Source organism: Thermodesulfobacteriota bacterium (genome assembly GCA_040753795.1).
GTDB lineage: Bacteria > Desulfobacterota > Desulfobacteria > Desulfobacterales > Desulfosudaceae > JBFMDX01.
The window spans coordinates 2,774-15,170 of record JBFMDX010000012.1 but is presented as its reverse complement, the minus strand read 5'-3'; the positions used below and the strand labels follow the sequence as shown (position 1 = coordinate 15,170).

Below are 12,397 nucleotides of genomic sequence, written 5' to 3'. Positions count from 1 at the left end.
TGAACCGTTTTTATGTTTTATGCACCAGTTCCCTGACCCTGTCGAGGAGGGGCGGATCAAGAGGGCGCCAGCGGGGCCGCACCGCGTGTCCCGCCTCCCATACGAATTCAACCACCTCAATCTTTTCCTGGATGTATTTTGTTTTTCGCTGGCCGTATTCGACTGCGGGATAATACTCCAGCCACATCATGCGCTGGTAATCGATATTAAACTTCCGGATGATACAAGAAGCCAGAGGGCCCGCCCAGCCCTTGACCGAGATCTTTTCTCCCGGCACATCGGAGACAACGATGATGATCGGGCGCAGGTAAAGAACGTTGTCTGCCGGTCCGTCCGCACCGAGGTCGAAAATACGCAGCCGGATTTTCCCTATCGCCAGGCCGAATTTCCTGCTCAACCCTTCCCAGCTGAAAATATCATTATAAATGATCATCGGTGAGATGGTTGTATTCATCCGGTAAGCCGTCCATAAATTCGCACCAGCCGGTCAGGCAATTCACGGACATCGGAAATCACGCTGTGCCGCACCCGGCCGTACAGATCATCCAGCTTGCTGTCTCCGGCTATATTGATAGTGATGCTGTGGACAATAATCCCCTTCGTCCTTGCTTCCAGCAGGGAACGCCGGGTGTCGGCCAGAGCGTAATCCCGTTTGTAATCAATGTCGTTCGGAAAACCGTCGCTGATGATAATCAGCAGCCGGGTACGGGCGGTCATATCCGTGAACCTGGCCGTGGCATGGCGGATGGCGGCGCCCATGCGGGTGTTCCGCTGCGGACTGATCATGCCGATCCGGCGCCTGACGTCGTCATTGATGGGCTCGTCAAAAGATTTAATCTGAAAGTAATCGACCCCCAGGCGCCCGGTCCCCGAAAAGCCGGCGATGGCAAAGGAGTCACCGGTCACGCTCAGGGCTTCGCAGAACAGGACCAGGGCCTCTTTTTCCACGTCCAGAACCATGGCCGTATCCGATCCGGCCACCTTGTTGGAGGTGGAGCGGGAGAAATCCAGCAACAGCAATACGGCCACGTCCCGCTGGCTTTTCAGCCGTTTGATATAAATCCGTTCCGAAGGCGTCCGACCCGCCTTCTTGTCGACGGCATATTCCAGCAGCTGGCGGTAATCAAATTCTTCCCCTTCCCGCCACTTACGAAGAACGGTTATCCCCTCCGGTTTGAGCATTTCAAAGGCGTAACGGATTTTCTTGACCAGGCCGGCATACCGGGACAGGGTGTCACGGTAAAAGTCAGTTTGTTCCGCCGTCACCGTCCGCTGACGGACCATGACATGGCTGGCCAGGTAGTCGCCGATGTGATGATCCCATTCAGGATAACGAAAAATGCAGCTTCCGAAATCATCCGTTCCGGGTGCTTCGGTATTGAGTTCCCGGTACAGCGCTTCCATGTCAAGATCCGCCGGAGAGATGGTCACGCGGGCAGCGGCGGTGTCCTGGCTGGTGGTGCCCCGCCGGACATCATGAATCATCTCCCGCAGATCTTCCGGAGACAGCCTGCCGCCCTGTTCCTGGAGCCGCCTCCGGATCATCGACCGGGGCACCGACTGGCCGGAAAGGCGGGCGATTTTTTCCTTGATCATCCCGGCCTGTCGCTCGTAGGAAGCGAAAGCAGCATAGAACAGGTCCGGACGCACCCGCAGGCCAAAGGGGGTGGACAGCGGCACATAGTTTCCGCCGGTGGGGAAGATATCCCGGCACGGACCGGTCAGCACCTGCCGGACCCCTGCGGCGCTGGCCTCGGGATATGCGGCACCGGCCGTGAAGGCGGTAAAAATCCGGAAAATGTTATTGGCGGCGATGCGATTCCGCTCACCTGCCCCGAGCCATGGCTGCATGTCATCATTAAGGGCGATACCGGCGAACAGGATCGGCATCAGAGCGGGCAAGTCAACGGAGCGGAGCATGGTTCTCGCCTCTTCCCGAGCCAGAGGGAAGTACCGTTGGGCACCCGCGGGATAAGCGTTTTCAAGCAGGGTGCGGATTCTTCCGTACTCGAACACCGAAAACAGGTCGCCGGCGATTCGGGGATCGGGAAACGCCTTGAAAAAACGGTCCAGGTCGCCGGCGTCCCCCTCGTCCGGACATTGTAAACCGGCCGTTTCAGCGTACAGATCCGCGAACCTTTCCAGGTCAAAATCAAAGGTATTGAACTCAAGCAGGCCCGCCTCGATCCAGGCCAGGGCTTTGTACAGGAAATCGTTCCGGTGATGATCCGGAAAGCGGCCGATCTCATCGGCCAGGAAAATCGTGCGGCCGTCGAAAAAGGCCAGCGCTTCCCCATTATCCGTTTCCCGGACCGGACCGGTCATGGCGGAAACAGGCTGAATCGGGACCGGCCGACCGCACCGGGCCTGCAGATAAGTCGACAACCGTTGCCGATTCAGCGACAGCACACCGGTTTCACGCAGGCGGTGGCAGGCTTCCAGCGCGGATCGCGTGTCCAGCCCCAGAAATTTCAGTCCCCGGGATTCGTCCTTCTGATACCGGGCCAGGCCTTCTGAAACAAACTGTTCCAGTCCTTTTTCAGCCAGCAGCGACAGTTCCCGGTTGAGGGCGTCGGCAAAGACACAGGCCAGATTGAAATCATGCCGGACAACCCGTCGCAGCTGTTCAATCCGCCAGGTGCGTTTGCCGGCCGGCCAGGAACGGACCGCCCGGGGAAACACGGCGGAAAAGCGGCGGAACTGATTATACGTCAGATCATGGGCAAAAACGTCGGCGAGAAATTTCAGCCAGGCGCTTCCGGCGGAAGTCCCCCGGGGGCCGATGATTTCGGAAACCACTTCCATGGGCTCGGCCGACAGGGCATAAAGCCATTTGCGTTTGAGTAAATCCAGAATTCGGAGGAATTCGTCCGCCAGTCCGTCGTCCCCCCAGATCAGTACGGATCCGAAACTGCCGGCAATGATCTCGGCGCAGGTGGTGTTTTCGTCCCCCTCCCTGCGAATGGCCCGGCGGTAACGGTCTATCCTTCCGGGGCCGACACCGGCAGCGATCAAGCGCACATATCCCCCGGCAATGGCCCGGCCGAGGGAAGTCGTCAGAGACAGGCCGTAAATGATATCATCGGCCATTGCTCCGGTCACGGCGGAATCCGGCTCAATTTTCTCGCGCTCCAGCCGGGCGCGGAATTCCCCGGCCGTTTCCGGATCGGCCAGAGCCAGCTTTCTCATGGGTTCGGCAGAAGGAGACAATACGTTTTTCATCTCAACAGCGGTCAGGGGGGGCGCTAAAACACATCCCGAACGAGATCCTCCATAGTCTCCTGCAGCCCGGCATCATCCGTCAGCGGCAGGCATATGGCCGTCCGGCAGGCATCAACGGGGGGAACACCGCCGGCGATCAGCCGGGCGGCATAAACCAGAAGCCGTGTACTGGCCCCCTCGGTCAGGCCGTGGTCCCGGATATTCCGTATCTTCTGCCCCAGGGCCACCAGCTTACCGGCGGTCACTTCGTCGGTCCCGGTCTCCCGCTGCAGAATCGTCACTTCCTGGTCAAAACCCGGATAATCAAAAGCAAAGGAAATAAAGCGCTGCCGTGTGCTCTGCTTGAGGTCCTTGAGAACGGATTGATAGCCGGGATTGTAGGATATGACCAGGGCGAAATCCGGATGGGCCTTGACCACCTCTCCTTTTTTATCGATATAAAGCGTCCGGCGGTCATCGGTCAGCGGGTGAATAACGACGGTGGTGTCTTTTCTGGCCTCGACGATTTCATCACAGTAACAGATGGCTCCCATTCGGACCGCCGCCGTGAGCGGTCCATCCACCCAGACGGTTTCATCTTTTTTCAGCATGTAGCGGCCGACCAGATCGGATACGAACAGGTCTTCATGGCAGGCGACGGTGATCAGCGGGAGATGAAGGCGGTAAGCCATGTACTCAACAAACCGTGTTTTTCCGCAGCCGGTCGGCCCTTTGAGCATGACCGGCAGCCGCCGGTCATAGGCGGCCTCGAACATTTCAATTTCATTGCCGGAAGGAAGATAGTAGGGTTCCTCGGCTATCATAAAGTTCTCCGGCACAAGACCGGCTTCTTTTCTGGTCACGATGCGTCTCCCCTGTTCTTGCCTCACGGGGCCGGTAAGACCCCGTAAAGATTTTACGTGTTCAGGTATCGTCCGTTAACGAATGAAAAAGAGATTCCCTGCTTGACACCCGGTATAAATCATGGCTATATGCCGGATAGTTTTCCCGGCTCCGGCCGGCGCCCTTGATGTTGCAACCGGGGTATCTCTGATAATGAGAATCCGGACTCCCTCATTCGCGATACCCGCAAGACATGAGACGTTTTCATAGTATATATGGACGCAATTAGCAACCCCAATCACGAACCGCTCGTCCTGACCAGAGGTGATAAAACCGTGTTCCTGGTGGGCACGGCCCATGTTTCCCGGCAGAGTGCTGAACTGGTCAGTTCCATCATTGCCGACAAGCGGCCGGACACTGTCTGCGTGGAACTGTGCCAGCCCCGGTTCGATTCCATCCGCGACCGCAACAAGTGGCGGGAAATGGACCTGTTCAAGGTGGTCAAGGAAAATAAGGCCTTTCTGCTGCTGGCCAACCTGCTGCTGGCCTCCTTTCAGAAGAAAATCGCCGACCAGTTCGGCATCAAGCCGGGCGAGGACATGATCAGCGCCATTACGGCGGCCGAAGCCGTCGGCGCCCGCATTCACCTGGCCGATCGGGAAATCCGCATCACCCTGGCCCGGATCTGGAAGGCGGTCGGATTTTTCAGTAAAATGAAACTGCTTTTCCAGTTGCTGACCGCCATCGTCGGGGCCGACGACGTCAAGGAAGAAGACATTGAGCGGCTGAAACAGGAAGACGTGCTTCAGGTTATGCTTTCCGAACTGGGATCATCCTTTCCGGTGCTGCAGAAAATCCTCGTCTATGAGCGCGACCGGTACCTGGCCCACCGGATCAAAAACGCGCCGGGCCAGACCATCGTGGCGGTGGTCGGCGCCGCCCACGTGCCGGGCATCCGCCAGTTCTGGGATACCGAAGACGACATCACTGAACTGGATACGGTCCCTCCGCCGGGAATTTTTTCGCAAATCGTCAAGTGGTCCCTGCCGCTGGCCATTATCGCGGTGCTGGCCGCCGGCTTCATTTACGGCGGGAAGGATACCGGGATGCAGCTCGTCGGCATCTGGGTCGGGGTCACCAGTGCCATGGCCGCCCTGGGGGCAATCGTGTCCTGGTCCCATCCCATCACCATTCTCGTCTCCGCGGTGGTGGCGCCGGTCACGACCCTTCATCCCCTGCTGGCGGCGGGCTGGATCGCCGGTCTGTCCGAAGCGCTGCTCAAAAAACCCACCGTCGGCGATCTGGAAGACCTGCCACAGGACATCACTTCTTTAAAGGGGTTCTGGAAAAACCGGGCCACCCATATCCTGCTGGTCACCGCGCTGGTCAATCTGACGGCCTCCCTGGGCACGTTCATCGCCATCCCCCTGATCGCCCGCGCTTTCGGCCACTAACCCGGACATCAGGGTTATATCGAGGCGATCGTCAATCTGAACCACTACCAATTGCGCTCAAAATCCATCCGATTCACAGATATGGTGCTTATTCCCCGTCATCTGTTTTTGCTCTCGATCTTGTCAACTAATTCTGATATTATAATAAAATCAATAAACAGCATGAGGGAAAACCCATGGAACCGTCCGGAAAGAAACATGTCATTTACAAACCCATGTCCAGCGGCGACGCCAAAACCGTAAAAATATTTCCTGACCCGTCAACCGGCAGCAAGCTGAAAGTCAAGGAGCAGTCCCAGCTCATCAGTCTGAATGAAAAAACAGCCGGCCTGCGGGGGAAAAAAAGCGGCAAAATCAGATACCTGATTGACCGGATCAATTACCTGAACTTCCAGGATGAAACCATCATCATCAACTTTCAGCATAAGAATCACGATTACAAGATCAGCAAGCATGTCATGCCTCAACCCTGTCAGGGGGAGACCCTGGAGTGCGTGTGGACGGATATTGACGATCTGATCCCGGTATTTAAAAATTATCGCCTGACCAACCTGCTGATCCAGGATAACAACAAAGTCCTTCAGGTAAAACCGCGGGTGGTCAGCGCCACCCGGACCAAAATCGTCCTCAAGCTTCCCAGCATGTACGAGGAAATCAACAAGCGCCGGGTGAAACGGTATGACAGTACCGGCGTGCAGGTGCAGATGGTTCAGAACAGCAACGTCTATCGCGGCACGCTTCTGGATTTCAGCACCATGGCCTTTCATGTCCGCCTGGAGCGAAAGTATTCCCCCACCTTCAAATGGATCAACTCCAACACCAAGGTCAACCTGATATTCAAATGCAACAAGGATACGGTTTATTCAGGGGAAGCCCTGATCTTCAAACAGAGCGGGACAAAAATCCACCGGGACATCGTGCTGGAGCCCCTGAACTTTCAAATCCAGCGGTTTAAACCCAAGGAGTTCCGCAGCACCCGCCAGGAACTGGTCCCCTCCCCCGACGCCATTATCCGGCATCCCCTGACGCAGAAAAGCATCCAGCTTAAAATACTGGATATGTCCGGATCGGGCTTTGCCGTGGATGAATTCAAGGAGGACGCCCAGCTCCTGCCCGGCCTGATCATCCCCGACACCATTCTGAAGTTCGGCAATCAGTTCCTGCTCAAATGCCGGGGACAGATTATCTACAGCCAGCCCGATAAAAAAAAGGACAACACCGTAAAATGCGGTATTTCCATTCTGGATATGGCGATCAACGACCACATGGATCTTCTGGCCATGCTCGGCCAGGCGGAGGACAGGAACTCCTATCTGTGCGACAAGGTGGACATGAACCTGCTCTGGGAATTCTTTTTCCGCAACGGTATCATTTATTCGGACAACTATGAATTTTTCCACAAGCACAAGGAGCAGGTCAAAAAAACTTACGAAAACCTCTACACCCGCAATCCCCATATCGCCCGTCACTTCATTTACCAGGACAAGGGGATGATTCTGGGCCATATGGCCATGCTGCGGTTCTATGAAAAATCCTGGCTCCTGTGCCTGCACACTTCACCGGACACCGTTCCCCAGCTGCACCAGAAACTGTCACTGCTCAAGCAGTCCTCCCGTTATGTCTATGAGTCCTATACTTTCGCCTCCTCCAACCTGGACTACCTGATCAACTATTTTGACGCCAACGACAAGTTCGCCAAATCCGTATTCAGCAGCATCACGCACAATACCCGCAGCCAGAAAGGATGTTCCATCGACTCCCTGGCTTACTTACGATACAAAGCGAAAGGCTCCGAAAACCAGGAATTGCCGGCCGGCTACACCTTGAGCACCGCGGTTCATGAAGAACTGGCCATCCTGGAAAGTTTCTACGAAAACAAATCCGGCGGGCTGATGCTCCAGTCCCTGGATCTTTCCCCGAAATCCTACGGCAGCATCAACAACCTCTCCAACGATTACCTGACGCTGGGATTCAGGCGAAAACGCTACCTGCTCTCCCTGAAGCTGGAACGGTGGCTCAAGGCCGTCCTGATGGTCAACACCTCGGACATCGGGCTGAACATGTCCGAATTCACCAGCTGCATCAAGATCTTTATCATCGACCGCAAGGAGCTCCCGGCGGAAGCGTTGTTTACGTCTCTTGAGCGCATCTGCCGCAACCTGAAAAAAGCCATCATGCCGATTTTTATCTATCCGGCCAGCGCTGCCACCGAACTGGGCATCTCGTATGAAAAGACTTACAATTTCTGGGCACTGGACACTCAACATACGGATCAGTTTTTTCAGCAGGTCAAGCGTTTGATGGAACAGCAGGAAACCGTCGCCGCTTCGGCCTGATTTTTTTGTTTGCTATCCGGTAAAAACATGATACGTTTCCATCACTGTTTACAGACGTTACCCATTAGATAGTGGAGCAGGCAGTGATGAGTACCAGCCAGATCATAAAAACCGGTTCACAGGTTACCGTCAAACCCGGCATCAATATTACCGCCTCCATAGCAGATGAATTCAGGGCCGAACTGCATGCCCTGGTCCAGGAAAAACCGGAATTTATTATCATCGACATGTCCGGCGTGGAAATGGTCGATTCCGTCGGCATCGGCGTCATGATCGCCGTTCACAACTCTCTTTCCAAAAACGGCGGCAAGCTGAAAATCAAAAACGCCGACCGAAACATCAAAACCCTGTTCAGCACCATGCGCCTGGACCGGCATTTCTCCGTGGAAGGCAGGGCCTAAAGCGTTCTCGTCCGGACGTTTCTGCCCTTGTCATCCCGACATCCCGCCTAATCCCTTTGTACCCGTAAATTCTCCGGGTCGAGGTTAGCCCCCGGCCGATCCCGGAAACTTCAGCCCATTATCGGGATCGCCTATGTTGAGCTATCCATCATTTCTTCGGCGACGTTTATAAAGGAATCAATTTTCTCCCTCAGTTCAGCAGAAATGTCGATGAATTCGCATCCAAACCCGATATTGTCCATCCATTGAGCATTCACGACCCACCGGATTTCAGATTTAATTTCGCGCATAAATTCCAGATCAGGATTCCCAACAATCCCCTTGAGGTGCAAAATGTCTCCAGCCTTGAGGTCGTCGGCCGCGTTGGTATCGGTTTTGTGCACCACCAACCCAAGTCCTAATTCACTCAGATTCAATACCTTTGAATCAAAAATCAGTCCCTTGTCATCTGAAAATGAAAAAACAGCTCGAATCATTTCATGATTTGGGAAGAAAAACCGCTTGAATTTCCGTTGTTCGATGATGTTATCGTTCATTGGCTCTCTTTCCGGGTTAATCGACCAGAGTAAAATCTTCAAGGATAAAGGATAAGGATAAGAACTTGCTTTTATGGCCTTTATCTATAGCAAGTGCGGCCTTGTGTGTCAATCTTATTCTGGGCGCTACATGTTGATCGGCAATCGGGGCGCTTAGGTCAGGCCGATTCAAGATTTGTATTTTTTTTTTCAAATTGTTACACTAAAAAATCATCATGGGTTGGGGTACAAAAGACAGACAAATTCCTGAACAACAATCATCATTACTGTTGTTAGTAACCATTCAGCGTAAGGGGGGAACAAAATGGTTAAAATCAGTAGGTCTCCGGCGGTCCTGTTATTAATAATGATATCGGCATTGCTGTTTGCCGCTCCGGCCATGGCTGAATCCGAAAAGAGCGTATCGGTGCAGTCTCTATACTCAGAGCCGTCTCCACTGCCGGCAGGCGTTCATGGTGATCTTATCAAATTTATAGAAGCAAAGGTCGTAATCCCTGATGCGCCCCCGTTTGATTCATGGCAGATCATGTATCGGTCTTCTGATGCGCTTGGCATGCCAAACGTCGTGACAGGTACCGTCATCGTGCCTGGGGCCTGGGATCATGGGAACGTGGTTATTTATTGCCCCGCCACTCAGGGGTTTAGCCAGAAATGCGCTCCTTCTTTTCAACTCAGGGCAGGCAACTACTGGGAAAACGATAATATTATCGCCATTCTTAAAGCGGGTTACGCCGTGTTAATAAGCGATTATCCCGGATATACCACTGGCGGGTATCCATCATACTGTAACGCTCATAACCAGGGTCATGCCGCACTGGATATATTTAAGGCTTCAAGGCAGATTCCTCACTCCCCGTTCAGCCATAGCGATAAAGTCGTTACCTGGGGGTACGATCAGGGCGGGCAGACCGCGGCGTGGGCGGGCCAGCTTCAGCCGTCTTATATGCCTGATTTGAATCTGGTTGGTGTTATAGCGGGCGGTGTTGTCGCTGATCTCATCCATGTGGGAAGAACCATGGACGGCGGACCAGGATCCAATTATTACCTTTTATTTTTAGCCGGGCTCTATTACCAGTATCCCAATGAAGTGCCGTTATATGATCTTGTAAATGAGGGAGGGCGTGAGGCCTTTGAAGGCGCGAGGGATTACTGTGTGTTCGACGGGTTGAGAATATATATGCATATCGGGACCAAAGCGTTAACAAAGGACGGCCTTACGATAAACGATTTAATTGAAAGGGTCCCCAGGGTGGCCGCGATTGTCGATGGCATGAAGCTCGGCAAAAGCCCGATCAACGCTCCGGTTTATCTGTATCACGGATCAGCTAATCCGTTTGTTCCCATGGATCAGGCCCTGGATCTCAAAGATGCTTATTGTAAAATGGGGATGAAGGTTTCTTTCCAGGTGTTTCCGACGGCCGAGCATATTATCCCGATGTTTCAGGTGGCACCATACGCGTTAGCCTGGATGAAAGACCGGTTTGACGGCGCGCCTCTGGATGAGACGACATTGTGCAGCACCGGCGCTCGTCCTGTATCTGACGCACAGAAGCCGGAAGATGATTTTGTGATTAAAATGGAAAACTGGCACGTGGACGGGATGGTTGAGATTGAAAATTTGAAACAGCAAGTCAAACTGCCGGACACAACCACAATGACTTGCGGCGCAAATATATCTTCTTTGAAACTTGAAAACGGCAGTATTAATTTGCCTCCGTTTAAGGTTAAAGTACGTGTCGCCTTTCTTCCAATGAAAGTGGACTTCAGGATGGAACAGCTTGAGCCGTTTACGGGTACTTTATACCTGGACAGCATAGGGACCATTACCATGAATGGTGTCGTAAAGAGCCATTTTCATGTGAAAAAATGGGGGGGGAAAGCACGTACCTCGACCCCGGTTGAGATGAAACTGTTTTTTAAAGGTCCTATTGCTGATTTTGCCTCAGGGAAAATGGTGCTTGAGGGCGAGGCCGTCATTCCGAAGATGGAGAGCATGAACGCGCTGGGAGGCATCGTTTCTATGATGTCTACCAGCATGATGTCCGGGCCCGTCAAATACCGTTACAGGGTATATCCGGGAGATCCCTATATGTACTAACCCGGATGATGCACGATCTGTAGGGGCAGGCCCCTGTGCCTGCCCAATCGATGGGCAACCACTGGGGGTTGCCCCTACAATTTGGAGCAGGTATAAAAAAGGGCGGTTTTTATCATAAAAACCGCCCTAAATGTTTTGCCTGTTTAATTGCGTATAATGACCCGAAGCCCTACGCCGTTACTCGGAACGGTTGGATTGCTCCTGTCATGGAATGCTGACCGGCATTGTGCCGCCTCGCTAAACCAGCTCCCCCCCCTGATGATGCGGTGTGTGCCGATGGTCGGTCCCCTGGGATCGGTAACAGCACCTGTCTGATAACCGCCGGGAAAATTGTTATACCAGTCTGAACACAATTCCCAGACATTGCCCAGCATATCATATAACCCCCAGGCATTAGGTCTTTTCTTCGCGACAGGATGTGTTCCGCATTGCTGGCATCGGATCTGCGCTCCTTTGCGTCCGGAGCAGTCATCGGCCCCGTTGTAGTCCGCGCAGCTATTGCCTCCATACCAGGCAACAGGATCCAATTCCGGGCCGTCATTAAGACTTAAGATGCTCAGAGGGCCGGTATATATGGCTGTTTTGCTTCCGGCGCGGCAGGCATATTCCCACTCAGCTTCCGTGGGTATATCGTAATTCATGTTATATTTTGCTTTTAATTTTTTTATAAATTCCTGGGCATCCAGCCAGGATATATTTTCCACGGGGCAATTTTCGCCGCAACCTGTAAAATAAGATGGATTGTTGCCCATCAGGCTGCGCCACTGTTTCTGGGTTACCTCCGTGGTTTGAATATAGAATCCCTTGCTGATGGTAACCTCGTGCTGATATTCGTCCATGTGACGCCCGGCTTCAGTTGTCGGGCTGCCTATCGTAAAACTTCCGGGACCGATCCATTTGAATTTCATACCCAGGGGGTTTGCAAAGACTTCAGCCGGGGTTAACGATAAGGATACGCTGTTTTCCTTATTGGCAAAAACGGTGACCCGTTCACTTGCCCTGGCAAGGCCTGATTCAGCGTCAATCTGGTACTCACCTGCCGGTAGTTCCATCCCCTGTTGAAATTCTTTATCATAATTCATTATTTTTATAACGGCATCGGAGGGATCGGTAGTAACTTTAAGGGTGCCCATATCAGAGGAAAACTGCATGTCGATTTTGTTGTCAGTTCCTGCTGAGACAACAGCGATTTGTTCTATTGGCGCGTGGTTTGGTGCCGTTGCGATTACTTTATACTGACCCGGTGCCAGCGGCATGCCGGGGCTGTATTCTTGCTTGATGTCAGGAAGGGTAATGGCAGCGTTTTTTATATTTGTGTTTACATAGAGACGTCCGGTATTGCCGCCATTTTCGACAGGAAGCTTGCTCCGTGCCGCCTCGGCGGTCCCTGGCGTTAAGGGCTTGACGGCATTTTCACCGGGGGATCGTTCGCTATTACCGGCATTCTCGACGGGAAGCTTGCCCCGTGCCGCCTCGGCGGTCCCTGAAGTCAAGGGCTTGACGGCATCGTCACCGGGGGATCGTTCGC

9 protein-coding genes are annotated in these 12,397 nt (G+C 53.5%); 4 read left to right on the top strand and 5 right to left on the bottom strand.

Annotation, left to right across the window (positions count from 1 at the left end; genetic code table 11):
• Positions 1-10 precede the first annotated feature (10 nt).
• From AB1724_13705 to AB1724_13695, 3 genes are read right to left on the bottom strand one after another with little or no spacing between them, the layout of a single operon-like run.
• Entirely contained in the window at positions 11-454 is a 444-nt protein-coding gene (locus tag AB1724_13705; GenBank protein MEW6078866.1) for a hypothetical protein, read from the bottom strand.
• Positions 451-3,189, bottom strand: coding sequence for a VWA domain-containing protein (locus AB1724_13700; GenBank protein ID MEW6078865.1), 2,739 nt, complete (start codon positions 3,187-3,189; stop codon positions 451-453). The genes AB1724_13705 and AB1724_13700 overlap by 4 nt, the downstream gene beginning before the upstream one ends.
• Positions 3,190-3,245: 56 nt before the next feature.
• On the bottom strand, positions 3,246-4,025 hold the full coding sequence (locus tag AB1724_13695; protein MEW6078864.1) for a CbbQ/NirQ/NorQ/GpvN family protein: 780 nt from the start codon (positions 4,023-4,025) through the stop codon (positions 3,246-3,248).
• Between the two features lie 294 nt (positions 4,026-4,319).
• On the opposite strand from AB1724_13695, the gene AB1724_13690 reads away from it, so the two are divergent.
• The 3 genes from AB1724_13690 (at position 4,320) to AB1724_13680 (ending at position 8,235) form a co-directional block, all read left to right on the top strand.
• Positions 4,320-5,498 carry a TraB/GumN family protein gene (locus tag AB1724_13690; GenBank protein ID MEW6078863.1) on the top strand — a complete coding sequence of 393 codons (1,179 nt, stop codon included), beginning with the start codon at positions 4,320-4,322 and terminating at the stop codon, positions 5,496-5,498.
• Positions 5,499-5,674: 176 nt separating this feature from the next.
• Positions 5,675-7,834, top strand: a complete 2,160-nt coding sequence (locus AB1724_13685; protein MEW6078862.1) for a PilZ domain-containing protein — start codon at positions 5,675-5,677, stop codon at positions 7,832-7,834.
• 86 nt (positions 7,835-7,920) lie between these two features.
• Complete coding sequence (locus tag AB1724_13680) at positions 7,921-8,235, top strand: STAS domain-containing protein (protein MEW6078861.1); 315 nt, start codon at positions 7,921-7,923, stop codon at positions 8,233-8,235.
• A gap of 131 nt (positions 8,236-8,366) precedes the next feature.
• Here the strand turns inward: AB1724_13680 and AB1724_13675 are convergent, their stop codons facing one another.
• The gene (locus AB1724_13675) at positions 8,367-8,771 is read right to left on the bottom strand and encodes a PilZ domain-containing protein (protein MEW6078860.1); all 405 of its coding nucleotides are present in this window, start codon (positions 8,769-8,771) and stop codon (positions 8,367-8,369) included.
• 304 nt (positions 8,772-9,075) lie between these two features.
• Here AB1724_13675 and AB1724_13670 point away from each other — a divergent pair, with 304 nt between their 5' ends.
• The gene (locus AB1724_13670; protein ID MEW6078859.1) at positions 9,076-10,869 is read left to right on the top strand and encodes a lipase family protein; all 1,794 of its coding nucleotides are present in this window, start codon (positions 9,076-9,078) and stop codon (positions 10,867-10,869) included.
• 143 nt (positions 10,870-11,012) lie between these two features.
• On the opposite strand, the gene AB1724_13665 is transcribed toward AB1724_13670, so the two are convergent.
• A partial coding sequence (locus tag AB1724_13665) for an SUMF1/EgtB/PvdO family nonheme iron enzyme (protein ID MEW6078858.1) occupies positions 11,013-12,397 on the bottom strand: 1,385 nt, incomplete at its 5' end.

What these genes read in the sequence shown, in the direction of transcription:
- AB1724_13685 (MEW6078862.1), top strand. Translation starts at nt 5,675, where the DNA reads ATGGAACCGTCCGGAAAGAAACATGTCATTTACAAACCCATGTCCAGC.
- AB1724_13675 (MEW6078860.1), bottom strand. Translation starts at nt 8,771, where the DNA reads ATGAACGATAACATCATCGAACAACGGAAATTCAAGCGGTTTTTCTTC.
- AB1724_13690 (MEW6078863.1), top strand. Translation starts at nt 4,320, where the DNA reads ATGGACGCAATTAGCAACCCCAATCACGAACCGCTCGTCCTGACCAGA.
- AB1724_13705 (MEW6078866.1), bottom strand. Translation starts at nt 454, where the DNA reads ATGAATACAACCATCTCACCGATGATCATTTATAATGATATTTTCAGC.
- AB1724_13695 (MEW6078864.1), bottom strand. Translation starts at nt 4,025, where the DNA reads ATGATAGCCGAGGAACCCTACTATCTTCCTTCCGGCAATGAAATTGAA.
- AB1724_13670 (MEW6078859.1), top strand. Translation starts at nt 9,076, where the DNA reads ATGGTTAAAATCAGTAGGTCTCCGGCGGTCCTGTTATTAATAATGATA.
- AB1724_13680 (MEW6078861.1), top strand. Translation starts at nt 7,921, where the DNA reads ATGAGTACCAGCCAGATCATAAAAACCGGTTCACAGGTTACCGTCAAA.
- AB1724_13700 (MEW6078865.1), bottom strand. Translation starts at nt 3,189, where the DNA reads ATGAGAAAGCTGGCTCTGGCCGATCCGGAAACGGCCGGGGAATTCCGC.